Genomic DNA, 25894 nt, shown 5'->3' on the forward strand with positions numbered 1-25894 from the left:
AAAAAGAGGCTAATCGGCATTTTGTGAGGTTCGTCCGATGTCAACAGGAACCCTCCTAGCGATCATCATCCCCATCGTCGTGGTTGTCGCTGTGCTTGCCGTGGCAGCCGCTTTCGTCCGGCGCCGTCGGCACCTGCGCGAGCGTTTCGGCCCGGAGTACGAACGCACGGTCGAGGACACCGGCAGTCGGCGCGTCGCGGAGCGTGAATTGAGCGCACGCGAGAAGCGCCACGACTCACTGGACATCAAGCCCCTGCCCAGCAGCGTCCGGGATCGGTACGCCCGGGACTGGGAAAGCGTGCAGGGAGAGTTCGTGGACCGCCCGGAGGATGCCGTGCACGACGCGGACCTGCTGGTCACTTCGTTGATGCACGAGCGCGGCTACCCGACCGAGGGCCTGGCGCAGCGACTCGACGATCTTTCTGTCGAGCACGGCCGCACGATCGAGCACTATCGCGCCGCCCACGAGGTCAATGAGCTCAGAGTGAAGCACGAGGCGACCACCGAGCAGTTGCGGGGCGCCATGGTGCACTACCGCGTTCTGTTCGACGAGTTGCTCACCGATGGCGGGCAGGCCCGTCATGCCCCGGCCTGACCGCTCCCAGGTGCCGAAGACCTTCGACGCGATGGACTGGCCGAACGGAGGAGAGATGGAACGCCAACCCAGACCGGAACCCACCGAGAGCGGCCTGTCCACCGAGGACCTCGCAGCGCCGCGTGACCGGGGCGGGGCCGAGTCCGAACGCGGGTCCCAGGCCCCTTCGTTTCCTGGCGAAGCCGCGCCAGTGGCAAGTGAACCCGCTGAATCCCCGGCTCAGGAGGCGGCAGGACCGGCCGAAGACGAATCACCGCAGCTCCTGACGACGGAGGACGAAGAGACCTTCCGCGTGCGCTGGCAGGAGATTCAAAACCGGTTCGTCGACGACCCACGCGAAGCGGTGCATGCGGCCGACGCCCTGGTCGCGGACGTGATGCAGACACTGGCCGCGACGTTCGCCCAGCACAAGCAGGATCTCGAGGGACAGTGGAAGCGGGGCGAGGAAGCGGATACCGAAGATCTGCGTATGGCCCTACGGCAGTATCGGTCGTTCTTCCGCCGCCTGCTCGGACAGCATTGAGCAAGCACCTGCCCGTGTGTCCGCGGCAGGTCCTCGACAGAGACAAGGGCGCCCCGGACACGTATCAGGTGCACGAACGAGGAGATCGCCCAGGCGTGCCGCCGGCCTCGTCGGGGTGCGAACCCGCGCCGCACACCGAGGGCGCCGTCCTGGAAGCGGACGGCGCCCTCGGCTGAGTCGACCGGGTCTCAGCGCATACGCGCCCGGGCCCCGTATGCGTCCGATGAGCCCGTCGAAACCGTCGAGTCCATTGAGTCCATTGAGGTCAATGGGTCCTCCACCGGAGTCGGGTCGCGGTAGAACCACTGTGCCGTCGGCCCCGGCACATGTGCCGGGCTGCTGTCGGGCAGCGGCTCCGCCCCGGGTGCCGACGGGCCTGGCGGGGCCGGCGCGTTCGGGGTGTCCGGGCGGAGCAGTTCCACGCGTACGTCCGATCCCCGGTGCTGTGCCACGAACTCGTCCACCTGGCTGCGACAGGCGTGGTCCCAGTGCGCCACGGCGGTCAGATCGAGCCGTATTCCCGGCGTCCCCGCGGCGGCGACCGTCTCCAGAGCGTCGATCAGCTTCGGCAGCCGCAGGAAGGTCACATTGCCCGTCATGACCAATATCGCGGTGTCGCCCTCCACGGTGGTGTGTACCGAGGTCTGTGACATGCGCAGCGCGGCCAGCACGATCCCCGCGGCGAGACCCGCCAGTACGCCTTCGAGCAGGGCGGTGGCGACGATCGCGACCGTGGTGAGGGTCATCACCACGAACTCGCCGCGGTCCTGGCGCCACATCTTCGGGAACTCCTCAGGTGCGAACAACTTCCAGCCGCTGTGCACCAGCACACCCGCCAGTACGGAGATCGGGATGAGAGCCAGCACATTCGGAAGCAGCAGGGCGAACGAGAGCAGCCACAGGCCGTGCAGCGTGCGGGACAGCCTGGTCCTGGCCCCTGCCTGCACATTGGCCGAGCTGCGTGCGACCACCGCGGTCATCGGGAGCGCGCCGAGGAAGCCGCAGAGGGTGTTGCCTGCACCCTGGGCGATCAACTCGGAGTTGTAGCGGGTGCGTTCGCCGGTGTGCATGCGGTCCACGGCAGCTGCGGTGAACAGGCTCTCCGCCGAGGCGATGATGGTGAAGGTGACGACGGTGGTCAGTACCGAGCCACTGGCCAGCGCCGCGAACTGTGTCGGTCCCGGAATCTGTACGGATGCCAGCAGGTTGCCGACCTGGAGGGTGGTGATCCGGACCCCTGGCAGCGCGGCGACCGCCATACCGCCCGCCACGGCGACCAGCGCGGGCGGCACCTTCCTCGCCGGTCCCGGCAACTTCTTCCACAGGAAGCTCAGCACGACGGTGCCGAGACCGAGCCCAGCCGCGATCGACTTCTGCGGATCGGCGGCGGTGTTCGCGATCAACTCCGGTATGCCCAGGATATTTTCGACCGGTTTGCCGATGGCCTTGGCGTCCGCAAGCGGGTACGCCTGGCTGAACATCAACGGCAGCCCGATCCCGGCCAGCATGCCCTGCACCACGGCGATGGAGATCGCCTGGAACATCCGGCCCAGCCGGATCAGACCGAGCCCGATCTGCAGGACCCCGGACGCCAGCACGATCACTCCGAGCGTGGCCAGACCGTGCTCCAGCACCGCCTCTGCGACCAGTGCCGCCAGACCGGCCGCGGGGCCGCTCACCTGAAGCGTGCTGCCGCGCGCCATGCCCACCACCAGGCCGCCGACGACCCCGGAGATGATGCCCAGCTCGGGCGGCGCGCCAGAGGCCACGGCCACGCCGATGCACAGGGGGAGGGCGACGAGAAAGACGACGAAGGAGGCGGTGATCTCGGTGGCGAGATCCACCTTCTGACGGGTCTCACGCTTGTTTCCGCCCTGCGGCCGCGGCCGCTCCGGCGGGGCCGGTGGTTGCGGCGGCGGTGTTCCGTACGAGGGGGGCGCGTTGCCGTACGAGTCGTACGAACCGTCGGTGTCGTACGGAGGCGTTCCTGCGATGCCGGGCGTGGACGGCATCGCCTGCGCAGGACTCGGTCCGCGCCCGGAGCGCCGAGCCCGGTGCCTGCCGCCTCGGGTCCTGCCCTGGCGCCGGCGGCCGCCGTGGTCCTGGCCGTAACCGGAGTCCCGCTCCTGACCGGGGCTCAGCATGCGTGCACCCGGAAGGTGTCGCCGTCCTCGCTCAGTTCCCAGAGTTCGCCCGTGTCCACCTCGTAGTACCAGCCGTGCAGCCGCAGCACGCCCTGCGCCAGCCTTCGCCGGATCGCCGGGTACTCCCGCAGCGCGGCCAGCTGTACCCGCACGTTGAGCTGCGCCAGTTCTGTCAGGCGCGCATCTTCGCTCTCGCCGGTGGAGTTGACCGGACCGGTCGGCTCGCGTTCCAGCACGGGGGCCAGCCCCGGCCTGGCGACCTCGAGCCACGCCCCTACGCGGGGCAGTGCGGAGAAGTCGTTGCCGGAGGACAGCGCGCCCATCGCGCCGCAGTGCGAGTGCCCGCAGACGACGATGTCACGGACGTCCAGCACCTCCAGCGCGTACTCGACCGTGGCGGCCTCCCCGGAGACCAGATGCTGTCCGTGCGGCGGCACGATGTTGCCCGCATTGCGTATTTCGAAGACTTCACCGGGCCGTGCCCCCGTGATCAATGCAGGTATGACACGGGAATCGGAACAGGCGATGAAGAGTGCCTGCGGAAATTGCCCCTCGGCCAGTTTCCGATATGTGTGGCTTTCGAAATCTACCCGGCGCCGGAACGATCGGGCGCGTTCGAGCAGAGCCTTCATGGTGCCTCCCCAGTGGGTGGGTTGTGGCCTGGACCTGGCTCAACACCGTAGAGAGGGGGATGCAAGGCGGAGGTTAGAGGAACGCTAGGGCCACCTCAGAATCGGGCAAGGTGCTGTGACCTGTCTCCCAATGTCCCTGGACCCGCGTGCCGTTGATTTCAATCAATGTACGGTGATCGTCCCGGGTGCGGACTATCGGGAATTCATGTCGTGAGGATTTACTCAGGATTTACTCTGCATTCACGGGAAGACGGAACTCAATGACACTGCGGGCCCTGCTCATCGAGGACGACGACACGATCGCCGAACCCCTGGTGGAGGGCCTCGGCCGCTACGGCCTGACGGTGAGCCATGTGTCCACCGGGGCCGCCGGGCTGCAAGGCCCCTACGGCGACATCGTCCTGCTCGATCTGGGACTGCCCGACATGGACGGCATCGACGTCTGCCGCGGCATCCGTCAGGTCTCCGAGGTGCCGATCATCATGCTCACCGCACGGAGTACGGAGGCCGACCGGGTGCTGGGCCTGGAGCTGGGTGCCGACGACTACCTGGCGAAACCGGTCAGCATCCGGGAGTTGATCGCACGCATCCGGGCCGTGACCCGCCGCACCGCGGCATGGTCGGGTGCCGCGGAAGCCGCCAACCGTCTCAGGCCCTTACCCCGAGCGGCTGTGGCGGCTCCGCCCGCGACAGCACCCGACCGGGCCTCGGGGGCACTGGAGTGGCAGGGCCCCGAAGCCGCGCCCGAACCCGGACGCACAGCGCCGCAGTCCTCCCCGACCGGGGCGCTGGTCGTCGACCGCCGCACCCGCGAGGTCTGGATCGGGGAGAGGCCGATCATCCTCACCCCCAAGGAGTTCGACCTGCTCGCCCTGCTGGCCGAGGACCCCGGGGCTGTCTACTCGCGTCAGGAGATCCTCGACCGGGTCTGGGATCTGCACTTCCACGGTCCCACCAAGACCCTGGACGTCCATGTCGCCACCCTGCGGCGCAAGTTGGGCGACCCGGCCTGGATCCAAACCCTGCGCGGGGTGGGCCTGCGCCTCGCCGTACGCCCCCGCAGCGACACCAACCACCCCGAATCACAGCCCCGATGACACGCCGACTGCTGCTCAGCTATCTGACCCTCGCGACCCTCGTCCTCATCTGCCTGGAGCTCCCCCTCGGCTATGTCTACACCCGGGCCGAGCGTGAGAGAGCCACCAACGCCGCCACGGAAGAGGCGGAATCGGTTGCCGACTACGCCGCTCTCTCCCTCACCTACGGCCGCCCCGACGAACTCGCCGAACGCGTCGGCGTCTGCGCTCGGCGCATCGGTGGCCGAATCCTGGTCGTGGACAGCAGCGGCACCCTGCTCGTCACCTCGCACCCGCTGGGCCGCGATCAGCAGGCCGGCCTCGCCCGGCGGCCGGAGATCGCTTCCGCGCTGCTCGGTGGTGACGGAGCCAACGCACGTACCTCCACCATCGGCGGTGTCCAGTGGCTGTCGGTGGCCGTGCCGGTACGCCACGGCGCGACGTTTCACGGCGCAGTACGCCTCACCGTCCCCACCGACGCGATAGCGAGCAACGTCCACCGTGTATGGCTGGTGCTGGGACTCGGCGGGCTCGGGGTGCTGGCCGTTGTCGCCTTGGCCGCCTTCGCGCTGGCCCGCTGGATCGGCCGCCCGATCCTCGAACTGGAGCGCGCCGCACGCACCTTGGCCGGTGGCAGCCTCGCCACCCCGGCCTCCGTCACCACCGGACCGCCCGAAGTACGCAGTCTGGCAGCCACCTTCAACCGCACAGCCGCCCTGCTGGAGCATCTGCTCGCTTCGCAGCGCGCCTTCGCGGGCGAGGTGTCCCACCAGTTGAAGACCCCGCTCGCCGCGCTGCGGCTGCGCCTGGACAACATGGAACCCGACATCCTGCCGACCGTGCGCGGCAACTTGAACGCGGCGATGACCGAGACGGACAGGCTGGCCAGAATGGTCGAGGGCCTCCTCGCCTTCGCCCTGATGGAGGAGACCGCGCTCACGCCCGAACCCGTCGACCTGGACCGGGTTCTGCGGGACCGGACCCTCGCCTGGTCCGGGCTGTACACGCGGGAAGGCGTCCGACTCGTCCTCAAGGGCAATCCGGTCGGCACCGTCCTCGCGGTGCCTGGCGCCCTGGAGCAGATTCTGGACAACCTGCTCTCCAACGCCCTGCGCGTCGCTCCCACGCGCAGCGTGGTGACCGTCTCCCGGTGGCTCTCGGCCGCCGGGGCGGAGCTGCACGTCGAAGACCAGGGCCCGGGCATGACCGCCGAACATCGCGGCCGCGCGTTCGACCGCTTCTGGCGCGCCCCCGGCGCCCCCAAGGGTGGCACCGGCCTCGGCCTCGCCATCGTTCAGCGCCTCACGCTGGCCGGCAGCGGCGAGGCGCTGCTTCTCCCTGCCCCGGGCGGCGGCCTCAGGGCCGTCATCCGCCTTCAGCGCGCGACGCCCCGCCGCTCCAGCGGCTTGCCGAGCCTCCCGCACCGCCGCCGCCCGGCGGTGGGAGCGGGTACGACTGCGGGGAAGCGGTGAGTACGGCCCGTTGCCGAACGCGATTGCCCGGGCCCGCTCCGGGGGGTGGGGCCGGGGCGGCCGGTACCCGTACGCCGGTACGGTTCACCGGCAGCCGTGCTGGTGGGGTCAGCGCGTCCTGCCCGCCGCGGAGCCACCGTCCGGCGGGATGCGCTCCAGCAGTCCACGGAGATCGTCCGCGTGCTCTTCCTCCTGCGCCAACAGGTCCTCGAACACGCGGCGCGTGGTGGGGTCGTCCTCGCCGAGCCACTGGATGATCTCGGTGTACGCCGCGATGGCCACTCGCTCGGCCACCAGGTCCTCTTTGATCATTTCGATCAGGTCGGAACTGGCGTCGTACTCCGCGTGGGCCCGCGTGGTCAGCGTGTCCGGATTGAAGTCCGGCGCGCCGCCCAGCTGCACGATCCGCTGAGCCAGCTTGTCGGCGTGCTGCTGTTCCTCCTGCGCATGCTCCAGGAACTCGGCTGCCACGGGCTCCGAGTAGATCCCGGAAGCCGTGTAGTAGTGCCTTTTGTAGCGCAGGGTGCAGACGATCTCGGTGGCCAGCGCTTCATTGAGCACCTGGAGCACACGCGCGAGATCAGCGCCGTACGCGTCCGTCACCGGCCCCTTACTCATCTCCTCGCGGGCGCGTGCGCGAATCGTCTCGATGTCGATGAGGAAGTCGGCCACGGTGCAGAACGCCTTTCTTGTCGCACGGGGGTGCGGACAAGACACGGGTACCCGCCGGTCGTCATCGTGCACACGAATTCATCAGGGTTCAGCCGCTCGGCACACCGCTGGGCCGCGTCCCGCGGGTGTCGGCCGGCCCGGCCGCGGTGCCGACGCGCGGAGCGGCCGGATCCTGCCTGGCGCGGTGCCGCCCGTGCGGCCAGGTCTGCGGTAGGTGGACTCGGCCGTGTCAGGCATGCTCGAGAGCGTCAATCGGAAGCCGCTGTGCGCCGCCGACGGTTCGATCGAAACCGGAGCGGGACCATTTTCATCGACTTCCGTGTTCTTCGGTTGCCCCGAAATCATTGCGCTGCCCGCTCGAATCCCACGTGTCACTCAGCGGCTGAATCCCGCCGACGCGGCAGGACATTTTACGATCAAGGTGTGTAACGAAAGCGGACCGGGGCACTCGGCAGGTCGAGGGTGACAGTCGCGGGAAAATGGTCACTGTTTTCCTCGCCGTCCGCAGTCGATGAGGAGTCATTTCATGAGCGAGAACATCTGGGGTTACCAGCCGACGAGCGGTTACACCGCCGGCACCACTCTGGCCGGGTTCAAGGTCGAGGCAACCGACGGAAGCATCGGCAAGGTCGACAAGCACTCCGACGAGGTCGGATCCGCCTACCTTGTCGTCGACACCGGGCCGTGGATCTTCGGCAAGCACGTGCTGTTGCCTGCCGGCACGGTCATCCGTGTCGACACGGCCGCCGAGACGATCTACGTCGGCCGCACCAAGGCCCAGATCAAGGACGCGCCCGAGTTCGACAAGGAGAAGCACACCGGCGACCCGGGCTACCTCGAACAGATCGGTGGTTACTACGGCAGTCACCGCGCCTGACCGTACGGGGATACCGAGGTGGGGCCCGCCGGGGACCTCCGGCGGGCCCCACCTCGCTGCGGAACCCTCAGGTCGGCGCGCTGCCTCTTCGTGCTCACGATGTCGTCTTCGTGCCCACGATGTGATCGGGGAGGGGACGGTGGTACGCGTATGTTGCGTGGGCGGGCTCCCGAGGTCAGGCTGGTAGTGACCGGGAATTGAGGTCGGGGTGCGATCGCTGATATACGTCACCTGAAAGTGAGCATTACAGATGACGCCGTCACCCATATCCACCCTGATTCGGCGGATGTCGCGTTGCGGATGACGCGGCGCAACGTGGACGCATGGATCGGGGCCGGCGACTCGGTGGAAATCGACGGTCCCGAAAGGCCTTGACGAATTCTCCAGGACCATGCGTTTGGCCAATTGGGCGGCGGGCACGTGCTTTATGTGCTTCGGACCGGAGGCACTCCCGGGGAGCGCCTCGACGCCCCAGGTGTGGGTCCGTCCCCGTGCGATCCGGACTCCCGAGGGATCGACCAACTTCCGTCAGTACCGTCAAGGGAACTGAAACGCATCATGCGCACTCAGGAAGCCAGGAAGCACCCGCACGACGACGCACCCGACACCGCCGCCGCGTTCACCCGGCTGGCCGGGCTGCCGCCGGGAGACGAACGAGAGAAGCTGCGCCAAGAGGTGGTGACCGCGTGGCTCCCCATGTCGGACCGGCTCGCCGGCCGGTTCCGCAGCCGCGGTGAGAGTCTCGACGACCTGCGGCAGGTGGCCGCGCTGGGCCTGGTGAAAGCCGTGGACCGCTACGATCCGGAACGCGGGACCGCCTTCGCCAGCTACGCCGTGCCGACCATTACCGGCGAGATAAAGCGGCACTTCCGCGACTACATGTGGACCGTGCATGTCCCGCGTCGTGTCCAGGATCTGCGCAATCGGGTACGGACCGCACAGCAGGAGCTCACTGTGTCGGTCGCCGGCCGCGCGCCGACTGTCGCCGAGATCGCCGAGCAGGCCGCCATGACGGAAGAGGAAGCGCTGTCCGGTCTTGAGGCGCTCGACAGTTTCACCGCGCTCTCCCTCGACGCGGAACAACGGGGGAGCGAGGACGGCTACAGCCTCGGCGACTCCCTCGGTGGCCTCGACCCCGCACTCGATGTTGTCGTCGACCGGGAGGCGATCAGGCCGCGGCTGCGGCAACTGCCCGCACGCGAACGGGAGATCCTCTACTTGCGGTTCTTCGAGGACATGACGCAGAGCAGGATCGCGGAGAAGGCCGGTATCTCGCAGATGCATGTGTCCCGCCTGATCAGCCGCAGTTGTAGCCAACTGCGCGACGCTGTGATGCAGGACGCCGCCTAGTGGGAGGCTCACCGCCGAGTCCTGCTGGGGCCGACTTTCCCGCGCGCAGCGCGTCCCGCTGCGGGGAACTGGGCGAGCTGGACGCGCACGTGGTCCAGTGCCGGGCATGCCCCAGGCTGGTGGACTGGCGCGAGGAGGTCGCCGCCATGAAGCGTGCGGCCTTCCAGGACTGGGAGTACTGGGGCAGGCCGGTGCCGGGATTCGGGCCGCCGGACGCGGCGCTGGCCGTCGTCGGTCTGGCCCCGGCCGCCCACGGCGGCAACCGGACCGGCCGGATGTTCACCGGCGATGCCTCCGGCGACATCCTTTTCGCCGCTCTGCACGCCGTCGGTCTCGCCTCGCAGCCGAATTCCACGCACCGCGGTGACGGCCTGGAGCTGCGAGGAGTCCGTGTCACGGCGCCCGTACACTGCGCTCCGCCGCAGAACAAGCCCACTCCGGCGGAGCGTGACACCTGCCGGCCGTGGCTCGCGGCCGAGCTGGAACTCCTCGGCCCCGGCCTGCGCGCGGTGGTCGTCCTCGGCGCCTTCGGCTGGCACGCGCTGCTGCCCGTGCTCGGCGACGCGGGGTGGCAACTGCCGCGTCCACGGCCCGTCTTCGGGCACGGTGCCGAGGTGACCCTGCCCGGCAGCGGCGCGAAGAAGGAACTGCATCTGATCGGCTGCTACCACCCGAGCCGACGCAACACTTCGACGGGGCGGATCACCCTCCCCATGCTCGTCGACGTCTTCCGCCGGGCCTCCACCGTCAGCGGCCTGGATCAACGGGCCCCCGCTCTGCCTGAGTGATGTCGCCCATTCGGCGCCAGGTCAGACGGGGTGACCACGGAACTCGGGGTACCGCCCGCCGCCTTGGCGGCGAACAAGGGGGCTGGGCCGAGGCTCGCCGCCCCATGCCCAGCCCCTTGCAGTAGTCCTGGCTACAGCCCGGACGGCTTGTTCATCCGCTCGGCAGCCTTCTCCGCGGCTTCCTGGCTCTTGCCCGCCATCCGCTCGCCACGGCCTTCCGCCTGTATGCCTCGGTCGTTCATGGTCTTGCCGGCGGTTTCCTTCATCCTGCCCTTGACCTGCTTGGCCTTGGCCTTTGCCTTACCCATGACAGTTGTCCTTTCGCGCTTGGTGATGGACTGCGTAACCACCTTGCGTCCATCGCTCACAGTGCGCAAATGGGTGCGAACAGTAACGTTCGGTGAGCTTGCTTCCGGCGGCTGCGGATCACCAGGCCAGGACCGCGCCGCTGTAGTGGGCGGCGCCCGACTGCCCTCTCCGTCACAGGGTGCAGAACAGCGTGCCCAGTGCCAGGGTTGAAGCGGAACCGAGGAGACCCGATTCTGCGGCCTGTGGTGTCGGCGTGGGTCGCCGAGCCGATGTGGCGCCCGCTGCTGCTGGTGCTGGCGCAATTGTTGCGGCCGGCGGGGCGAGGCCAACCTTCCGGAGGTAGCCATGACCCAGCGAGTACGCGACTTCATGACCAAGCATCCGGTCACCGTCGGCCCACTGACCTCCCTTACGGAGACTGCTCGCCGAATGCGGGACGAGAATGTCGGTGATGCCCTCGTCGTCGAGGACGGCCGACTGTGCGGCATCATCACCGACCGGGATCTGGTCGTTCGTGCCATGGCTGACCAGAAGGACCCCGACGAGACCACCGTGCACGACATCTGCACCACCGAAGTCATCAGCATCAATCCCGGCGACAGCCCGGAGGATGCCCTCGGCCTCATGCGCCGGCACGCCCTGCGGCGACTGCCCGTCACCGAGGACGACCGCCCCGTGGGGGTGGTGACGCTGGGTGACCTCGCCATCGAGCGTGAATGGATGTCAGCACTGGCCGACATCAGTGCGGCCGAACCCAGCACCTGACTACGGCACCGGGCCCGGCTCCCGGACCAGGAGACCCTGATCCGGTGTCCCCGGCTCTGCCCGGGAACTCAGCTGTGGCGCCCGGCCAGCAACGTACGTACGCCCTCGGCGCTGAGGGTCAGGGCGTCGGGGGAACTGGCGTCGATGGTCAGTGACAGGTCGCCGGTCGGCCACCCTGCGGCGAGTGTGCCCAAAGGTACGAGGTGGTAGCGCGAGATGGACGGCAGCAGCTCGGCCATGCGCAGTTCCGAGGTGAAGACGGGTACCAGGCTTTCACCGCCAGGCTGTTCAAGGACCGGCAGTGTCACGGCTCCGGTATCCGATTCCGGCTCGGCGGCCGGGTCGCCGGGAACGGGAATCAGCACATCGCTGTCGGCCAGCGTGTCCAGTGCCGTCTCGTCCTGAGCGTTCTCGGCCAGGGCATGCAATGCCTGCTGAGCCGCGGATGGGGTGTTGTCCGAGGAGTTGTGCATCACGTATCCCGTTGTTGTGGCCAACAGGCCGCTCGGGAACGGGCGGAAAGGGTTGCCCGGCACCCGGGCGGATGTCATTTCGCGTACCCGCGCCTTCGGTGCGCTCATGGCGCCCTCGGCGGCGGGTTTCCACCAGTCGTGCAAGAACAGGACAATTCTCAAATGATCACATGACAGGTCCCGGCTGGGATGGGTCATCCCACCTGGGCTTCGATGTGATCAATCACCTCGTTGAACTCCTTTGTCGGGAAGAAATCGGGAAGAAAGAGGATGCACTCACAGTCCGCGAGCGCTTCCGGGGCGTGACCGGGCGGCCAGTGGAAGACCTCTCCCTCCCCAGCGTGGGCCAGACGGAGGCCGCCCGCCACATGGTTCAGTTCCGACCGTCGTCCCGGCCCGTCCCGCTCTCGCTCGGGTTGCTACGCCTGGCCGGCGTGCAGGTGCTCCAGGCGCCGCTGGAGCACCTGCAGTGCCCCTCGCTGACGGCCCGGGACACTTTGGCGCAGCCTGACGAGCGCCGGCGCGAGTGAGCGTGCCCGCGGCAGATCGCGGATCTGCTCCCACTGGTGGTGGGCCCGGTCGACCGCCCCTTCGACATCGGGATCGTCCGGGGCCTGCCGGCGTGTGAGCCGGGCTGCTGCGGCGGCCATCCACAATTCGCAGCTGAGACCGGGATCGTGGGCGAGCCGGGCGAGATCCGCCCGGACCTCCAGCCAGTGGATGGCCTGCACCGAGCCGGGGCCGTGGGTCCGTAGCTCCTGCTGTTCCCAGGCTGCCGCCGCGGCCGCGGCCTCGCCGTGCCGCCCGGCCTGCGCGGCGGCAAGGATCGCCGGATGCGGGTCGGCCACCGCCACGGCCGCCACGGTCTCCGCGGCGGGGACGCCCACGAGCGGCGGAGGTCCGACCGTGAGCAGCAGCGCGTCGTCGGCGCCGACCCGCGCCGCGGCCTGTTCGTGCAGCGTGGCACGGTCCGGCCGCGCGCCGCTGCGCCAGATCGCCGCACACGCCTTCAGATAGGCGGGGACCGCGGTACCGCGGCGCGGTGACGCCGGCGCGATACGGCCGTAGAGACGGACGCCATGTCCGAGGGCGAGGCCTTCCGTCACGATGTGCTGCCACGCCTCGTGGTCGGCGACCAGATCGACGACCACGGTCGTGGTGTCCGGACGCCGGACCGCGAGTTCGCCCGCGAGCCAGTGCCAGGGAAGTGCCGTGTAGCGCACGGTCGTCGGCGTCGTCCGTGCGAGCGCGAGATGCAGGAGCCGCTGCCTGCGGTCCAGCTGCAGTTGCCCGGCGATGTACAGGTACAGCGGCCCTTCCGCGATCGCGGCGGCCCGGATCCGGGTGAGCACGGTCTGAGGGTCGAGCGGATCGGCGAGCTCGATCACCGTCGCGGTCGGCGTGCCCGTCAGCGCGCTGGGAGGTACGGCGGCGAGCGCGGGCAGCACCGAACTCGCGTCGATGAGACGGCCTTTGCCGACCGGGGCGGCTGCGATGAGCAGCGCGGTTCCCGGTTCTGCTGTGTGCCCTCCGTTGATCACCACACCCAGCACCGTAGCCGACGCCGCCGTGTCCGAAGCTGCCCTCGGGGTGCGATACACCCTGGCCGAAGGCTTTTGTGCGGTCGGCCCCGATTCTGGTCGGCACCCGCGCCCGGTCCTCCCTCGGTGTGTCCGAGGACTCGGACGAGACGGAGATCGTGAACAACCCGGTCAAGGCCTCCCGCATCATGTACACGTTCCTTCTACGCCGCCTCGCACGGCGCCGAGTACTTGGGCACGCTCTCCCGTGCCGCGGACAGACTCCCCGTGTTCGTCACCGAGTTCGGCACCCAAACAGCTTCCGGCGACGGCGGGAACAGCTTCGCCAGGGCCCAGCAGTACATCGATCCGATGGCCCGCAAGAGGCTCAGCTGGTCCAACTGGAACTACTCGGACGACGAACGTGCCGGCGCCGTCTTCGAGGAAGGATCTTGCAACACCAACGGTCCCTGGACAGGCATCGGGCCGCTCGAGGCCGCCGGTGTCCGGGTCCGCGACCGGACCAGGACCCCGGACGACTTCCCGACAGGCTGACACCGGCTCCGTATGTCCCCCGCCCGCCCATGTGATCCCATGGGCGGGCGGGGGCGCGGAATGACAGGAGCAGGAGCAGCAGTGACCAGCTATCGCCAGCCGGGAATCGTTCTCACCGACCGGCACTTCACCGTGCCGCTCGACCACACCGACCCGGCGGGGGAGCAGCTCGAGCTGTACGGCCGCGAGTTCGTCGCGAGCGCGCGGGCCGGCGCGGATCTGCCGTGGCTGGTCTATCTGGAGGGCGGACCCGGCTTCGGCGCCCGCCGCTTCATCGGCAGACAGGCCTGGCTGGGACGGGCCGTGCAGGAGTACCGGGTGCTGCTCCTCGACCAGCGTGGCACCGGCCGCTCCACTCCGCTGAACCGCCAGACCCTGCCGCTGCGCGGCGGACCGCAGGCCCAGGCCGGCTACCTCGCGAACTTCCGGGCCGACAGCATCGTGCGCGACTGCGAGACGATCCGGCCGCGGCTCACCGGCGGCGCACCGTGGACCGTACTCGGCCAGAGTTTCGGCGGATTCTGCGCCACGCACTATCTCTCCACAGCGCCCGAGGGCCTGCGCACGGTCCTGGTCACCGGCGGTCTGCCCTCCCTGGACGCCGGCGTGGAGGACGTCTACCGGGCCGCGTACCCCCGCATCCAGCGCAAGGCCGAGGCCCATTACAGCCGCTACCCGCAGGACGTGGAACGGGCCCGCCGTATCGCCACCCACCTCGCTGAGCACAAGACCGTGCTGCCCGGCGGCTACACCCTCACGCCCGAGGCATTCCAGTCACTCGGCATCCTGCTCGGCGGCGGGGACGGCAGTCACCAGCTGCACTATCTGCTGGAGGACGCCTTCGTCCGTACGGGAGCGGGGTACGAACTCTCCGACGCGTTCCAGGAGAGCGTGCTCGCCACCCTCTCGCACGCCGCTCATCCGCTGTACGCCGTGCTGCACGAAGCGATCTACGCCCAGGGCGCGAAGCCGACCGCCTGGGCGGCCGAACGAGTCCGGGCCGAATTCCCGCAGTTCGACGCCGCCAAAGCCCTGGCGGGTGACGGGCCCCTGATGTTCACCGGGGAGAGTGTCCACCCCTGGCACTTCGAGGTTGACCCGGCGCTGAGCCCGCTGCGCGAGACCGCCGAGCTTCTCGCCGCGCGTACCGACTGGACCCCGCTGTACGACCCGGCCCGGCTCGCCGCCAATCGTGTGCCGGTCGCCGCGGCCATCTATCACGACGACATGTATGTCGACACGGAGCACTCGCTGCGAACGGCTCGTACCATCCGCGGACTGCGCACCTGGGTCACCGACGAGTACGAGCACGACGGGGTGCGGGCGAGCGGTCCGCGCGTCCTGGACCGGCTGCTCTCCCTCGCCCGCGCGGAGCTCTGACGCACACTCAGCGCCGTATCCTGCGCCCATGACCGAGCAGCTGGAACCCATGCCCGACGACTGGCAGCGCGCGCTCGCCGTCGTCGCCCACCCCGACGATCTCGAGTACGGCTGCGCCGCGGCCGTCGCCGGCTGGACCGACGGCGGACGTGAGGTCTCCTACCTCCTGGCCAGTCGCGGCGAGGCCGGTATCGACACCATGGAGCCCGCCGAGTGCGCCCCGCTGCGCGAGCGGGAGCAGCGGGCGAGCGCGGCCGTCGTCGGCGTCTCCACCGTGGAGTTCCTGGACCACAAGGACGGCGTGATCGAGTACGGGACGGGGCTGCGCCGGGACATCGCGGCGGCCATCCGGCGCCACCGGCCCGAGCTGGTCATCACCCTCAACCACCGCGACACCTGGGGCGGCACCGCCTGGAACACCCCCGACCACCGGGCGGTGGGCCGGGCCACGCTGGACGCGGCAGCTGACGCGGGAAACCGCTGGATCTTCCCCGAACTCATCGCCGAGCAGGGCCTCGAGCCGTGGAGCGGGGTGCGCTGGGTGGCCGTCGCGGGCTCCACGGCGCCCACGCACGCGGTCGACGCGACGCCCGGCCTGGAGCGCTCCGTACTCTCGCTGCTGGAGCACCGCAGCTATATCGAGGTGCTGACCGACCAGGACCCGGAGACGTACTGCCGCAGCTTCCTCACCACGAGCGCCCAGGCTGCGGCAGAGCGCTTCGGCGGCCGCCCCGCCGTCACCTTCGAGCTGTTCCCGCGCTGAACGCCGCATCGCGCCCGGCCCCGGCTCGTACGGACCGGCTTCGATCTTGTCCGGCCCGCAGGGCGAGCGGCCGCCTGTGCGAACCGGACCGAGCGCGGCCGACCGGGTCTTCCGCAGAGACAAGCGACCGCTTAGTATGCGATGGAGCGCAGTACCGCCTACGGTTTGTGGAGGCCCCGAAATGCAGGCATGGCGAGTGCACCGGAACGGTGAGCCGAGCGAGGTGATGCGGCTCGAAGAGGTGGACCGGCCCACGCCGGGCGAGGGGCAGCTGCTGCTGAAGGTCCGCGCCGCGAACATCAACTTTCCCGACGCGCTGCTCTGCCGCGGTCAGTACCAGATCAGGCCGCCGCTGCCGTTCACGCCGGGTGTGGAGATCTGCGGTGAGACCGAGGACGGCCGCCGGGTGATCGCCAACCCCGCACTGCCGAACGGCGGACTCGCCGAGTACGTCGTCGCCGACGCGGCGGCGGTGCTGCCCGCACCCGAAGCCCTGGACGATGCCGAGGCGGCCGCACTGCACATCGGCTACCAGACGGGCTGGTTCGGACTGCACCGCCGTGCGCACCTCCAGGCGGGCGAGACGCTGCTTGTGCACGCGGCGGCGGGCGGCGTCGGCAGCGCCGCCGTCCAGCTCGGCAAGGCGGCCGGTGCGCGGGTGATCGGTGTCGTGGGCGGCGCGGAGAAGGCGCGCACGGCCAGTGACCTCGGCTGCGATGTCGTCATCGACCGCCGCGAGGACGACATCGTCGCGGCGGTGAAGGAAGCGACCGGCGGCCGCGGCGCGGACGTCGTCTACGACCCGGTCGGCGGTGACGCCTACGCCAAGTCCGTGAAGTGCATCGCCTTCGAGGGCCGGATCGTGATCGTCGGCTTCGCCAGCGGCTCGATCCCCACCCCGGCCCTCAACCACGCCCTGGTGAAGAACTACTCGATCGTCGGCCTCCACTGGGGCCTCTACAACACGAGGGAGCCGAGCGCGATCCGCGACTGCCACGAGGAGCTGACCAAGCTCGCGGCGCAGGGCGTGATCAAGCCGCTGATCAGCGATCGCGTCGCCATGAAGGACGCCGCGGGCGCCGTCCAGCGCGTCGCGGACGGCACGACCACGGGCCGCCTGGTCGTCATCCCGGAGGGAGAAGCCCGATGAAGGACGCCACGGATATGCGCAACCGCACCAAGGAGTTGCTGGCCGCGCACCCGCCGGCCGGCACGGACCGCACCGACTTCCTGAAGGCACGCTTCGACGCGGGCCTCGCCTGGGTGCACTACCCCGAGGGCCTCGGCGGACTCGACGCCCCGCGGACGCTGCAGACCGCCGTCGACGCCGAGCTGACGGCTGCGGGCGCGCCGGACAACGACCCGCGCCGTATCGGCATCGGCCTCGGCATGGCCGCGCCGACCATCCTCAAGTACGGCTCCGAAGAGGTGAAGCAGCGCTTCCTCCGTCCTCTGTGGGTCGGCGAGGAGGTCTGGTGCCAGCTGTTCAGCGAGCCGGGCGCGGGCTCCGACCTCGCGGCCCTCGGCACCCGGGCCGTACGGGACGGCGACGACTGGGTCATCAACGGCCAGAAGGTGTGGACGTCCAGCGCCCATGTGGCCCGCTGGGCGATCCTGATCGCCCGCACCGACCCGGATCTGCCCAAGCACCGGGGCATCACCTACTTCATCTGCGACATGACCGACCCGGGTGTCGAGGTGCGGCCGCTGCGCCAGATCACCGGTGAGGCGGAGTTCAACGAGGTCTTCCTGACCAATGTGCGAATCCCCGACGCACACCGCCTCGGCGAGGTCGGCGAGGGCTGGAAGGTCGCACAGACCACCCTGATGAACGAGCGGGTCTCCATCGGCGGCAGCCGCCTCCCGCGCGAGGGCGGCATGATCGGCCCGATCGCGCAGACCTGGCGCGAACGCCCCGAGCTGCGCAACCACGATCTGCACCAGCGGCTGCTGACGCTCTGGGTCGAGGCGGAGGTCGCCAGGCTGGCGGGAGAGCGGCTGCGCCAGCAGCTCGCCGCCGGCCAGCCGGGCCCCGAAGGCAGCGGAATGAAGCTCGCCTTCGCCCGTCTCAACCAGGAGATCAGCGGCCTCGAGGTCGAACTCCTCGGCGAGGAAGGCCTCTTGTACGACGACTGGACCATGAGCCGTCCCGATTTCGTCGACTTCACCGGGCGCGACGCCGGATACCGCTACCTCCGCTCGAAGGGCAACTCCATCGAGGGCGGCACCAGCGAAGTGCTGCTGAACATCGTCGCCGAACGTGTCCTCGGGCTTCCCTCCGAGCCGCGCAACGACAAGGACGTCGCCTGGAAGGACCTGGCCCGATGACGACTCAGTCCACACAGCCCGATCTGCTGTACTCCGAGGCCGAGGACGACCTGCGTGCAGCCGTACGTTCCCTGCTCGCCGACCGCAGCGATACGACGTCCGTCCTGGTGCGCGCCGAGTCCGGTACGCCGTACGACCCCGAGCTCTGGAAAGCGCTCGCCGGGGGCATCGGCGCGGCCGGACTCCTCGTACCCGAGAAGCTCGGCGGGCACGGTGCGAGCCACCGCGAGGCCGCCGTGGTACTGGAGGAGCTGGGCCGCAGCGTCGCCCCCGCGCCGTATCTCACCAGCTCCGTCATCGCCACCGAGACGCTCCTCGCGCTCGACACGCAGACGGAGGCCGTCGCCGGGCTGCTCACCGAGCTGGCGGCCGGCCGCAGGACCGCCGTACTCGCCGTGCCGCTGTCGGCGTCGCACGACGGACACCTCCCGGTCGGCGAACCCAGGATCACCGGTGTGGCGGATGCGGCCGTCGCCGATGTCCTCCTCGTGCTCCGGACCGACGGTCTGTACGCGGTCGAGACGGCGAACGTCACCGTCGAGGCGCTGACCCCGCTCGACCTGACCCGTCCGCTCGCCGCCGTCACCCTCGACGACATGGCCGCCGCTACCCACCTTGCGGACGCCGAGACCGCTGAGAAGGCCGTACGCCGCGGACTGCTCGCCGGGGCCGGGCTGCTCGCCTCCGAGCAGCTCGGACTCGCAGAGTGGTGCCTGGAGGAGACAGTCCGTCACACCCGCGAGCGTCACCAGTTCAACCGGCCCGTCGGTTCGTTCCAGGCGCTCAAGCACCGCATGGCTCAGGTGTGGCTCGAGGTCGTCTCGGCCCGTGCCGCGGCCCGTAACGCGGCGGACGCCCTCGCCACGGACAGCTCCGACGCCGCCCTCGCGGTGGCCGTCGCGCAGACATACTGCTCCCGGGTGGCCGTGCGCGCGGCCGAGGAGTGCGTCCAGCTGCACGCCGGTATCGGTATGACGTGGGAACACCCCGCGCATCTGTACCTCAAGCGCGCCAAGTCCGACGAGATCGCCCTGGGCACGCCGGGCCGTCACAAGGAGGCGCTGGCCGCACTGGTCGACCTGCAGGCTCCGTAGGGGGCCGGCACCCAGGCACTGTTCACGGCAACTCGGGCCGCCGCGCCGACCATCGGCGCGGCGGCCTGCTCGATGCTGCCGGAACTCCACTCCGCGTGAGCGGCGCAATGGGACGGCCCGCGCCGCCCGTCACTGCAGGCGCCCGACGAGATCCCGCCGTTCACCACCCGGCTCCGCCACGCCCCCGACCCGTTGGCGACAACGCGGGCCGGGACGACCCGGCCGCTGGACGACGAGTTCCCGCACTCCGAGGCCACGCTGAGCAGTAGGTGACGGGTGGCCGAACTCTTCGCGCTGCTCTGCCACTTGGGCTGCCCCGGGCGGATACTCACCGATGTCCCTCCCGACCCGCAGAGCCCGGAGGCACCATCGTGCTGACCACCCGTCGCAGAGCCGTCACCACCCTCGCCGCCGCGCTGGCCGGCGCCGTCGCCGTGCCCGCGCAGGCGCGGGCCGCCGAGAAGCACGGCGGGCGCACCGGCCCGCAGCCGCTCCGCCGGGCCCACGCCCACAACGACTACCTGCATGAACGGCCCCTCCACGACGCCCTGTCACACGGCTTCACCAGCGTGGAGGCCGACGTCTTCCTGGTGAACGGCGAGCTGCTCGTCGCCCATGAGCCGGCGGACCTCGACCCGACCCGCACTCTGCGCTCGCTCTACCTCGACCCGCTGCTGACCCGGGTGAAGGCCAACCATGGTTCCGTGTACCGCGGTTACCGGCGGCCGGTCCAACTGCTGGTCGACATCAAGACGGACGGCGCCGCCGCCTATCTGGAACTCGACCGTCAGCTGCGTCACTACCGGCGGATGCTCAGCACCTGCGCCTACGGCCATGTCCGCCTCGGCGCTGTCACCCCGGTCATCTCCGGCGACCGCGCCGCCCGCGTACCCATGGAGGCACAGCGCGTACGGTACGCCTTCTACGACGGCCGCCTCGAGGACCTCGGCACCTCCGCCCCCGCCTCCTTCGTCCCGCTGATCTCCAGCAACTGGACGCAGAGCTTCAGCTGGCTGGGCACCGGCCGATTCCCGGCCGCCGAGCGGCAGAAGCTGCACTCGATCGTCGCCGACGCCCATGACCACGGGCAGCGCGTCCGGTTCTGGGCGACGCCCGACGTGGCCGGTCCGGACCGCGACGCTGTGTGGACCGAGCTGCTCGCCGCCCGTGTCGACCACATCAATACGGACGATCTGGCCGCGCTCGAGCGCTTCCTCCGCGCCCGGGGCCGGTAGCCGGGCTACGGCATCGGACCTCCGAGGCCGGGCGCGCCCCAGACCGGGAACCAGCGGGCCAGGTCCGTCTCGATGCGGAGATCGTCCGTGAGCAGCGCCCTGGTCTGCAGTTCCAGGGCGTTGTCGCGCTTCTCCTTCGCCCCGGCGAGCGGCGCGAAGGGGTAGAAGGTGCCGCGCTTGTAGAGATAGACGAGCGCCAGCGGGCGCTCGCCGGACGTCTCGCGGAAGGTGATCAGGGAGCAGAGCAGCTGCGGGCCGAAGCCCGCGTCCTGGAGCAGGGTGTTGACCGCGTGCAGGTCATTGACCAGTGAGGCCGTGTCGTCGGCGGGGTGGCGGGCGAGGAGCCAGGTGTAGCTGTACGCGTCCTGGCTGAACTCGACCGGGATGCCTCCCCGGTCGGTGTCGGCGTCGAGCAGCTCCCGTACGTCCTCCTGGAGTTGCGCGAAGGCGCCGCCCTCCACGCTGGCGAAGCACACCGAGCCGATGCCGGTCGGCGTGAAGCCTGCGCCCGCCTGGAGGGTGATGGCGGCGGCGGGCAGGCCGAAGAGCTGGTCGAGGTTGGGCCGTACCGGCCTGCTGCGGCCGAGGATCGTGTCGAGGAGTCCCACAGCGGTACCTCTGTCAGTCGTCCGTCATCGTCGTGGGGCCGTTACGGGCGGGACAGCTGCGTCGAGATCTTGCCCAGCTGGTCCAGGCGCTGTTCCAGCGTCGGGTGCGAGGACAGCAGGCGGCTCAGGCTCTCCTTGGAGGAGAACGCCGGGGCGAACCAGAAGGCGTTGAACGGCTCCGCCTTGCGCAGGTCCTGCGTCGGGATCTTCGCCATCTCGCCCGTCACCTTGGTGAGCGCGGACGCGAGCGCCGAGGGACGGCCGGTCAGCAGGGCGGCGGCGCGGTCGGCCGACAGTTCGCGGTAGCGGGAGAGCAGCCTGGTCAACAGGAAGCTGATCACATAGACGACGGCGCTGATCACGGGTATCAGGAGCACGGCGATCGCGGTGTTGCTGTCGCGGCTGCCGCCCGCCCGGCCGAAGCCGCCCCACACGGCGATACGGGTCATCACGCCGGCCAGCACACCGAGGAACGACGCGATCGTCATGACGGCGACATCGTGGTGGGCGACGTGCGACAGTTCGTGGGCGAGAACGCCCTCGAGCTCCTCCGGCTCCAGCCGGCGGAGCAGACCGGTGGTGGCGCAGACCAGCGCGGTCTTCTCATTGCGGCCGACGGCGAAGGCGTTCGGCACATCGCTGTGGGCGATCGCGACCCGGGGCTTGGGCATGTCGGCGAGCGCGCAGATACGGTCGACGGCGCCGTGCAGCTCCGGCGCCTGCTCGGGCGTGACCTCGCGGGCGCCCATGCTGAAGGCCGCGATCCGGTCGCTGAACCAGAACTGCGCGATGAACAGACCACCTGCGATCAGCAGAATGATCGGCCACGAGCTTCGGAGGATCGCCAGCAGGGCGCCCACGAAGACGACATAGAGCAGCCCGATCAGGAACATCGTCGTCACCATGCGGGTGGTGAGTCCCTGATCAGGGGCGTAGCGGGACGGGGCCCGGTTCCGTGGCATCCGACAACCTCCGGGCGGAGCTGTTTCTGGTTCCCCCCTTACTCGATTGTGCTCCTGTCGCGGCCATAGCCGGTATAGCGGCCATGGCCGCGATGAGTGAGCTCCCGTCCATGAGTGAGCTCCCGTCCGTCCGCTGTGGGGGTGGACCGTGCCGCTGGGTGGGTGTGGACCGTGCCGCGGGCTTCGGCGAGATCCGCCGGCCGCGTTCGGAGTCCGCATCCGGCACCGCTCCCCGTCGAGGTCACCCGGCACAGACCACCCGAACGGCGGACACGCCAGTCGGCCGTATGGGCCGTCCACTACGCCAGACTGACGGCCGAATGCCGCAATTCCGGCGCGGCGGCGGAGGAGGTTGGCGATGGCCATTTCGATCTCGGTGGTGCTGTTTCTGCTGGTGCTCGCGGTGATCTTTGTGCGGAACGGCGGACTGAAGATGTCCCACGCGGTGGTCTGTGCCCTGCTCGGCTTCTTCCTCGCGGGCACGAGCATGGCGCCGACCATTCAGGAAGGCATCGCGGCCACCGCCAATGTGGTGGGCAGCCTCAGACCGTGATCTGCGGAGGCACTTCGACGTCCGGCGGCAGTTCGAAGTAGCCTCCGCCGTCGGCATCCACATGCACCACATGGGTGCCGACGCGGACGATCTGCGCCTCGCCGACCCGCCAGGACCCGCACTCTTCCTCGCTGTCCACCAGCGGCGTCCACACCTCGCGAAACGTGCTGCCGTCCGGGTTCGTACCCGTCTCGATCAGACGGTCGCCGTCGCGTTGAAGGGTTCCCACATCCTCACCGGGCGTCCCGACATCGTGGTGGAAGCGGACATCGGCGCCGTCGTACGTGGTGATGCCGGCGAAGCCGCGGCTGTCCGCGTAGTAGGCGTCGATCTGGAGCCAGACCACCTGCTCGTTCTCCTGCAGGGGTCCGCCGTTACGGCTTATTCCGGAGCGCAGCCAGGCGCCGCGAGTGGGGGCATTCACGCGTACCAGCATCGCCTGGTATCCGACCGCCGTCGACTTCCGCACCTGCGAGCGGCGCCGGAAACGGCTCATGGGCACGCCACCGCGGCTGACGCCTCAGGTACCCACGACGCGCGACCGGATCAGGAACCGCACTCCCTCCGGCGCCTCCAGCGAGAAACCACTGCCCCGGCCCTCGACGACATCGACGATGAGCCGGGTGTGGCTCCAGACCTCGTACTGGCTCCGGGACATCCAGAAGGAGACGGACTCCTCGACGCCGTCGACCCGGAGGTCCTCGAGAAGGACGTCGGACGCGCCCGTACGGAATTCACCCTCCGGGTAGCACATGGGCGCGCTGCCGTCGCAGCAACCGCCCGACTGGTGGAACATCAACGGACCGTGGGCCGCCCTCAGCCGCCGCAACAGATCGGCGGCCGAGGGGGTCAGCTCCACGCGCGGGGCATCAGTCATCCCGCCAGCAGAGCACCTGCGAGGTTGCAATGCCGTTGCAGCGCCCTCGCGGAAGATCTTTCCCTCGGTATGTCGATCGGGCACGACCCCGTTCGACATACCGGTGAAGGCGTCCAAAGGGCGCGCCACGCACCAGGAGGAACGGCCATGAGGAAGATCATCTACTTCGTCCACTCTTCGCTCGACGGACACATCGACGGGCCCGGGGGAGCCTTCGACTGGCCGGTGCTCGGGCCCGAGCTCGGCGCGTACGGCGACGGCCTGCAGGCGCGCGTCGACACCTTCCTCTATGGGCGTGTGGTCTGGGAGATGATGTCCGGCTACTGGCCCGACGCCGAGTCGATCTCCGACGACCCGCACGACCTCGCCTTCGCGCCGGTCTGGCGCCGTACTCCGAAGATCGTCTTCTCCAGGACCTTGCAACAGCCGGAGGGAAACGTCCGGGTGATCGGCGAAAACCTCGCCGAAGAGGTCGCCGCCCTGAAGCGGAGCCCGGGCAAGGACCTGCTGCTGACCGGTGGTTCCACGCTGCCGGCGGCCCTCACGGAGCTCGGCCTGATCGACGAGTACCACATCGTCGTGCACCCGGTGGTCCTGGGCGGCGGCAGGCCGCTCTTCCTGCAGGGGAAGGAGCGGCTGAATCTCGAGTTCGTCGAGTCGCGGTCTTTCGACGCTCGGACCGTGCTGCTCCGCTACGAACGTCCGGCGGGATGATTGCCTTGGCCCGGGGCGTTGAGCCCTGTACGTGACTCCGACGATCGGATGAGTGACATGCCTCTTGAGGGTGAGTACGAGCCGAGCCCCGAGAAATGGGTCCGCGACCAGGTTGAGCTCTTCGAGAGCTCCGGCGGTACCAAGGGAACGACGATGCGGGGGATGCCCGTCATCCTCCTGACGACCAGGGGCGCCAAGAGCGGCAAGCTCCGCAAGACGCCGCTCATGAGGGTCGAGCACGAAGGCACTTACGCGGTGGTCGCGTCGCTGGGAGGCGCTCCGAAGCACCCGGTCTGGTACCACAACGTCGTCGCCGACCCCCGGGTCGAGTTGCAGGACGGCCCGACGCGTCAGGACATGACGGCCCGTGAGGTGACCGGGGACGAGAAGACCGTGTGGTGGGAGCGGGCAGTCGAGGCGTACCCCGACTACGCCGAGTATCAGAAGAAGACCGACCGGGAGATCCCCGTCTTTGTGCTGGAGCCCGCGGCCAAGGACAGCTGAGCGCCAGAGGGGCCGCCGACCGGCAGGGCCTACGTCTCCGCCGGCCGGCGGCGCTCTGCCGGTTTCTGGAGGGAGCCGAAGCTACCCGTCGTGGTCTAGACCCCTTTCCCGCCGGCCGCACTGGCCCCATCGGTACCTGGCAGTGCCGGGAGCGCCGTAGCCCAGGTGCCGCCTCTCGTCACCCCTGTGCGTGCGGCTTGCCCTTGATCGTCCTATGCTGATATGTGGAGGAATCGGGCAGTTGACGGCCGGTCCCTGGCCGGCGGGAAGCGGGCTTCCATGGCTGAGCGACTCAAAAGATCAGGGTTGATCGGCGAACTTTCGGCCGAATTCGCCGGCACCATGATCCTTATCCTCTTCGGTTGCGGCGTGGTGGCCCAAGTGGTCGCGGGCGGAGCCCTGACGGACCCCCCGGGCGGCCTCGGCAACCACGACAGCATCGCCTGGGCATGGGGCCTCGGCGTCACCCTCGGTGTCTATGTGGCGGCGCGCCTGAGTGGTGCTCACCTCAACCCCGCGGTGACCCTGGCCCTGGCGACGTTCAGGGGTTTCCCGTGGAGCAAGGTGGCTCCTTACGCGCTGGCGCAGTTGGCCGGCGCCTTCGTAGCAGCCCTGATCGTGCGCTGGAACTACACCGAGGCGCTGGCGAAGGCGGACCCAGGCCACACCCTCAAGACGCAAATCGTCTTCTCCACGCTGCCCGCCAACGGCAACCCGAATCTGCCGGTCGGCGAATGGGGTGCGTTCCGCGACCAGATCATCGGCACCGCGATCCTGCTGCTGCTGATCATGGCGATCACAGACCTGCTCAACACGCCCCCAGGCGCCAACCTGGCCCCCTTCATCATCGGCCTGGTCGTCGTGGGGATCGGTATGGCCTGGGGCACCAACGCGGGCTACGCGATCAACCCCGCACGTGACCTCGGTCCCCGACTGGCCAGCTTCATCACCGGGTACGGCGGAGCGTGGCGAGATCAATACGGGAACTTCTACTTCTGGGTGCCGATCATCGGTCCGCTGATCGGCGGCGTGCTCGGCGCATTCCTGTACAAGTTCTTCATCGGCCGGTTCCTGCCGACCGCGGAGCCGGAGCCCCCCGGACGCGTCCCGACCCCCGAGCCCTGA

28 protein-coding genes and 1 pseudogene are annotated in these 25894 nt (G+C 69.4%); 19 read left to right on the forward strand and 10 right to left on the reverse strand.

From position 1 onward, the window contains the following. Positions 1-37 precede the first annotated feature (37 nt). Both ACWDZ6_RS17415 and ACWDZ6_RS17420 read left to right on the forward strand, forming a co-directional pair. Entirely contained in the window at positions 38-595 is a 558-nt protein-coding gene (locus ACWDZ6_RS17415) for a hypothetical protein (RefSeq protein WP_451503551.1), read from the forward strand. Between the two features lie 10 nt (positions 596-605). Continuing rightward, a complete protein-coding gene (locus ACWDZ6_RS17420; RefSeq protein WP_366729781.1) occupies positions 606-1118 on the forward strand; it encodes a hypothetical protein in 513 nt (170 codons plus the stop codon). A 188-nt stretch (positions 1119-1306) separates the two neighbouring features. Here the strand turns inward: ACWDZ6_RS17420 and ACWDZ6_RS17425 are convergent, their stop codons facing one another. Next, on the reverse strand, positions 1307-3262 hold the full coding sequence (locus tag ACWDZ6_RS17425; RefSeq protein WP_451503552.1) for a SulP family inorganic anion transporter: 1956 nt from the start codon (positions 3260-3262) through the stop codon (positions 1307-1309). Next, positions 3256-3894, reverse strand: coding sequence for a carbonic anhydrase (locus tag ACWDZ6_RS17430; protein ID WP_451503553.1), 639 nt, complete (start codon positions 3892-3894; stop codon positions 3256-3258). Before ACWDZ6_RS17430 ends, ACWDZ6_RS17425 begins: the two co-directional genes overlap by 7 nt. Before the next feature lie 260 nt (positions 3895-4154). On the opposite strand from ACWDZ6_RS17430, the gene ACWDZ6_RS17435 reads away from it, so the two are divergent. Beyond that, positions 4155-4991, forward strand: coding sequence for a response regulator transcription factor (locus tag ACWDZ6_RS17435; protein ID WP_451503554.1), 837 nt, complete (start codon positions 4155-4157; stop codon positions 4989-4991). Continuing rightward, the gene (locus ACWDZ6_RS17440; RefSeq protein WP_451503555.1) at positions 4988-6442 is read left to right on the forward strand and encodes an ATP-binding protein; all 1455 of its coding nucleotides are present in this window, start codon (positions 4988-4990) and stop codon (positions 6440-6442) included. The genes ACWDZ6_RS17435 and ACWDZ6_RS17440 overlap by 4 nt, the downstream gene beginning before the upstream one ends. Positions 6443-6550: 108 nt before the next feature. On the opposite strand, the gene ACWDZ6_RS17445 is transcribed toward ACWDZ6_RS17440, so the two are convergent. Further along, positions 6551-7114: a ferritin-like domain-containing protein gene (locus ACWDZ6_RS17445; RefSeq protein ID WP_451503556.1), complete on the reverse strand. Its 564-nt coding sequence runs from the start codon at positions 7112-7114 to the stop codon at positions 6551-6553. A 526-nt stretch (positions 7115-7640) separates the two neighbouring features. Here ACWDZ6_RS17445 and ACWDZ6_RS17450 point away from each other — a divergent pair. The 3 genes from ACWDZ6_RS17450 to ACWDZ6_RS17460 all read left to right on the forward strand — a co-directional run bounded on the left by ACWDZ6_RS17450 (position 7641) and on the right by ACWDZ6_RS17460 (position 10129). Further along, entirely contained in the window at positions 7641-7991 is a 351-nt protein-coding gene (locus ACWDZ6_RS17450) for a PRC-barrel domain containing protein (RefSeq protein WP_351445885.1), read from the forward strand. 558 nt (positions 7992-8549) lie between these two features. Continuing rightward, on the forward strand, positions 8550-9341 hold the full coding sequence (locus ACWDZ6_RS17455; protein WP_451503557.1) for a SigB/SigF/SigG family RNA polymerase sigma factor: 792 nt from the start codon (positions 8550-8552) through the stop codon (positions 9339-9341). 146 nt (positions 9342-9487) lie between these two features. After that, on the forward strand, positions 9488-10129 hold the full coding sequence (locus ACWDZ6_RS17460; protein WP_451503558.1) for a uracil-DNA glycosylase: 642 nt from the start codon (positions 9488-9490) through the stop codon (positions 10127-10129). 131 nt (positions 10130-10260) lie between these two features. On the opposite strand, the gene ACWDZ6_RS17465 is transcribed toward ACWDZ6_RS17460, so the two are convergent. Continuing rightward, positions 10261-10437 carry a CsbD family protein gene (locus ACWDZ6_RS17465; RefSeq protein ID WP_451503559.1) on the reverse strand — a complete coding sequence of 59 codons (177 nt, stop codon included), beginning with the start codon at positions 10435-10437 and terminating at the stop codon, positions 10261-10263. Positions 10438-10783: 346 nt separating this feature from the next. Between ACWDZ6_RS17465 and ACWDZ6_RS17470 the strand changes: the two genes are divergently transcribed. After that, on the forward strand, positions 10784-11203 hold the full coding sequence (locus ACWDZ6_RS17470) for a CBS domain-containing protein (RefSeq protein WP_351445891.1): 420 nt from the start codon (positions 10784-10786) through the stop codon (positions 11201-11203). A 68-nt stretch (positions 11204-11271) separates the two neighbouring features. Here ACWDZ6_RS17470 and ACWDZ6_RS17475 read toward each other — a convergent pair whose 3' ends face one another. Continuing rightward, entirely contained in the window at positions 11272-11676 is a 405-nt protein-coding gene (locus ACWDZ6_RS17475) for an SseB family protein (protein ID WP_351445893.1), read from the reverse strand. Between the two features lie 419 nt (positions 11677-12095). Further along, entirely contained in the window at positions 12096-13229 is a 1134-nt protein-coding gene (locus ACWDZ6_RS17480) for a hypothetical protein (protein ID WP_451503621.1), read from the reverse strand. A gap of 74 nt (positions 13230-13303) precedes the next feature. Between ACWDZ6_RS17480 and ACWDZ6_RS17485 the strand changes: the two are divergent. The 7 genes and pseudogenes from ACWDZ6_RS17485 to ACWDZ6_RS17515 all read left to right on the forward strand — a co-directional run. Then, a pseudogene (locus ACWDZ6_RS17485) lies at positions 13304-13751 on the forward strand (cellulase family glycosylhydrolase); the annotation flags it as partial. 81 nt (positions 13752-13832) lie between these two features. Beyond that, the gene (locus tag ACWDZ6_RS17490) at positions 13833-15131 is read left to right on the forward strand and encodes an alpha/beta fold hydrolase (RefSeq protein WP_451503560.1); all 1299 of its coding nucleotides are present in this window, start codon (positions 13833-13835) and stop codon (positions 15129-15131) included. Positions 15132-15159: 28 nt separating this feature from the next. Next, entirely contained in the window at positions 15160-15894 is a 735-nt protein-coding gene (locus ACWDZ6_RS17495; protein ID WP_451503561.1) for a PIG-L deacetylase family protein, read from the forward strand. A 181-nt stretch (positions 15895-16075) separates the two neighbouring features. Then, on the forward strand, positions 16076-17044 hold the full coding sequence (locus ACWDZ6_RS17500; RefSeq protein ID WP_451503562.1) for an NADPH:quinone oxidoreductase family protein: 969 nt from the start codon (positions 16076-16078) through the stop codon (positions 17042-17044). Beyond that, positions 17041-18222, forward strand: coding sequence for an acyl-CoA dehydrogenase family protein (locus ACWDZ6_RS17505; protein ID WP_451503563.1), 1182 nt, complete (start codon positions 17041-17043; stop codon positions 18220-18222). The genes ACWDZ6_RS17500 and ACWDZ6_RS17505 overlap by 4 nt, the downstream gene beginning before the upstream one ends. Next, the gene (locus ACWDZ6_RS17510; protein ID WP_451503564.1) at positions 18219-19316 is read left to right on the forward strand and encodes an acyl-CoA dehydrogenase family protein; all 1098 of its coding nucleotides are present in this window, start codon (positions 18219-18221) and stop codon (positions 19314-19316) included. Before ACWDZ6_RS17505 ends, ACWDZ6_RS17510 begins: the two co-directional genes overlap by 4 nt. 368 nt (positions 19317-19684) lie before the next feature. Further along, positions 19685-20551 carry a phosphatidylinositol-specific phospholipase C/glycerophosphodiester phosphodiesterase family protein gene (locus tag ACWDZ6_RS17515; protein WP_451503622.1) on the forward strand — a complete coding sequence of 289 codons (867 nt, stop codon included), beginning with the start codon at positions 19685-19687 and terminating at the stop codon, positions 20549-20551. Between the two features lie 5 nt (positions 20552-20556). Here ACWDZ6_RS17515 and pspAB read toward each other — a convergent pair whose 3' ends face one another. Together pspAB and htpX are read right to left on the reverse strand one after the other, a co-directional pair. After that, a complete protein-coding gene (pspAB, locus tag ACWDZ6_RS17520) occupies positions 20557-21159 on the reverse strand; it encodes a PspA-associated protein PspAB (protein ID WP_451503565.1) in 603 nt (200 codons plus the stop codon). Positions 21160-21200: 41 nt separating this feature from the next. After that, a complete protein-coding gene (gene htpX / locus ACWDZ6_RS17525) occupies positions 21201-22121 on the reverse strand; it encodes a zinc metalloprotease HtpX (protein WP_451503566.1) in 921 nt (306 codons plus the stop codon). A gap of 358 nt (positions 22122-22479) precedes the next feature. Here htpX and ACWDZ6_RS17530 point away from each other — a divergent pair, with 358 nt between their 5' ends. Continuing rightward, complete coding sequence (locus ACWDZ6_RS17530) at positions 22480-22674, forward strand: hypothetical protein (RefSeq protein ID WP_326654167.1); 195 nt, start codon at positions 22480-22482, stop codon at positions 22672-22674. Here ACWDZ6_RS17530 and ACWDZ6_RS17535 read toward each other — a convergent pair. Together ACWDZ6_RS17535 and ACWDZ6_RS17540 are read right to left on the reverse strand one after the other, a co-directional pair. Further along, a complete protein-coding gene (locus ACWDZ6_RS17535) occupies positions 22664-23170 on the reverse strand; it encodes a hypothetical protein (protein ID WP_366729798.1) in 507 nt (168 codons plus the stop codon). The genes ACWDZ6_RS17530 and ACWDZ6_RS17535 overlap by 11 nt on opposite strands. A 24-nt stretch (positions 23171-23194) precedes the next feature. Further along, positions 23195-23551, reverse strand: a complete 357-nt coding sequence (locus ACWDZ6_RS17540) for a DUF779 domain-containing protein (protein ID WP_451503567.1) — start codon at positions 23549-23551, stop codon at positions 23195-23197. Positions 23552-23698: 147 nt separating this feature from the next. On the opposite strand from ACWDZ6_RS17540, the gene ACWDZ6_RS17545 reads away from it, so the two are divergent. The 3 genes from ACWDZ6_RS17545 (at position 23699) to ACWDZ6_RS17555 (ending at position 25894) form a co-directional block, all read left to right on the forward strand. Further along, positions 23699-24265, forward strand: a complete 567-nt coding sequence (locus tag ACWDZ6_RS17545; protein ID WP_389176428.1) for a dihydrofolate reductase family protein — start codon at positions 23699-23701, stop codon at positions 24263-24265. A gap of 57 nt (positions 24266-24322) precedes the next feature. Further along, positions 24323-24769: a nitroreductase family deazaflavin-dependent oxidoreductase gene (locus tag ACWDZ6_RS17550; protein WP_451503568.1), complete on the forward strand. Its 447-nt coding sequence runs from the start codon at positions 24323-24325 to the stop codon at positions 24767-24769. Between the two features lie 279 nt (positions 24770-25048). After that, positions 25049-25894: an MIP/aquaporin family protein gene (locus tag ACWDZ6_RS17555; protein WP_451503569.1), complete on the forward strand. Its 846-nt coding sequence runs from the start codon at positions 25049-25051 to the stop codon at positions 25892-25894.

Source organism: Streptomyces sp. NPDC002926 (genome assembly GCF_053591755.1).

Excerpts from the sequence above, each read along its gene's own strand:
- ACWDZ6_RS17415 (WP_451503551.1), top strand. The coding sequence starts at position 38 with ATGTCAACAGGAACCCTCCTAGCGATCATCATCCCCATCGTCGTGGTT.
- ACWDZ6_RS17425 (WP_451503552.1), bottom strand. The coding sequence starts at position 3,262 with ATGCTGAGCCCCGGTCAGGAGCGGGACTCCGGTTACGGCCAGGACCAC.
- ACWDZ6_RS17430 (WP_451503553.1), bottom strand. The coding sequence starts at position 3,894 with ATGAAGGCTCTGCTCGAACGCGCCCGATCGTTCCGGCGCCGGGTAGAT.
- ACWDZ6_RS17435 (WP_451503554.1), top strand. The coding sequence starts at position 4,155 with ATGACACTGCGGGCCCTGCTCATCGAGGACGACGACACGATCGCCGAA.
- ACWDZ6_RS17440 (WP_451503555.1), top strand. The coding sequence starts at position 4,988 with ATGACACGCCGACTGCTGCTCAGCTATCTGACCCTCGCGACCCTCGTC.
- ACWDZ6_RS17450 (WP_351445885.1), top strand. The coding sequence starts at position 7,641 with ATGAGCGAGAACATCTGGGGTTACCAGCCGACGAGCGGTTACACCGCC.
- ACWDZ6_RS17455 (WP_451503557.1), top strand. The coding sequence starts at position 8,550 with ATGCGCACTCAGGAAGCCAGGAAGCACCCGCACGACGACGCACCCGAC.
- ACWDZ6_RS17460 (WP_451503558.1), top strand. The coding sequence starts at position 9,488 with ATGAAGCGTGCGGCCTTCCAGGACTGGGAGTACTGGGGCAGGCCGGTG.
- ACWDZ6_RS17465 (WP_451503559.1), bottom strand. The coding sequence starts at position 10,437 with ATGGGTAAGGCAAAGGCCAAGGCCAAGCAGGTCAAGGGCAGGATGAAG.
- ACWDZ6_RS17470 (WP_351445891.1), top strand. The coding sequence starts at position 10,784 with ATGACCCAGCGAGTACGCGACTTCATGACCAAGCATCCGGTCACCGTC.
- ACWDZ6_RS17475 (WP_351445893.1), bottom strand. The coding sequence starts at position 11,676 with ATGCACAACTCCTCGGACAACACCCCATCCGCGGCTCAGCAGGCATTG.
- ACWDZ6_RS17495 (WP_451503561.1), top strand. The coding sequence starts at position 15,160 with ATGACCGAGCAGCTGGAACCCATGCCCGACGACTGGCAGCGCGCGCTC.
- ACWDZ6_RS17500 (WP_451503562.1), top strand. The coding sequence starts at position 16,076 with ATGCAGGCATGGCGAGTGCACCGGAACGGTGAGCCGAGCGAGGTGATG.
- ACWDZ6_RS17505 (WP_451503563.1), top strand. The coding sequence starts at position 17,041 with ATGAAGGACGCCACGGATATGCGCAACCGCACCAAGGAGTTGCTGGCC.
- ACWDZ6_RS17510 (WP_451503564.1), top strand. The coding sequence starts at position 18,219 with ATGACGACTCAGTCCACACAGCCCGATCTGCTGTACTCCGAGGCCGAG.
- htpX (WP_451503566.1), bottom strand. The coding sequence starts at position 22,121 with ATGCCACGGAACCGGGCCCCGTCCCGCTACGCCCCTGATCAGGGACTC.
- ACWDZ6_RS17530 (WP_326654167.1), top strand. The coding sequence starts at position 22,480 with ATGGCCATTTCGATCTCGGTGGTGCTGTTTCTGCTGGTGCTCGCGGTG.
- ACWDZ6_RS17535 (WP_366729798.1), bottom strand. The coding sequence starts at position 23,170 with ATGAGCCGTTTCCGGCGCCGCTCGCAGGTGCGGAAGTCGACGGCGGTC.
- ACWDZ6_RS17540 (WP_451503567.1), bottom strand. The coding sequence starts at position 23,551 with ATGACTGATGCCCCGCGCGTGGAGCTGACCCCCTCGGCCGCCGATCTG.
- ACWDZ6_RS17545 (WP_389176428.1), top strand. The coding sequence starts at position 23,699 with ATGAGGAAGATCATCTACTTCGTCCACTCTTCGCTCGACGGACACATC.
- ACWDZ6_RS17550 (WP_451503568.1), top strand. The coding sequence starts at position 24,323 with ATGCCTCTTGAGGGTGAGTACGAGCCGAGCCCCGAGAAATGGGTCCGC.
- ACWDZ6_RS17555 (WP_451503569.1), top strand. The coding sequence starts at position 25,049 with ATGGCTGAGCGACTCAAAAGATCAGGGTTGATCGGCGAACTTTCGGCC.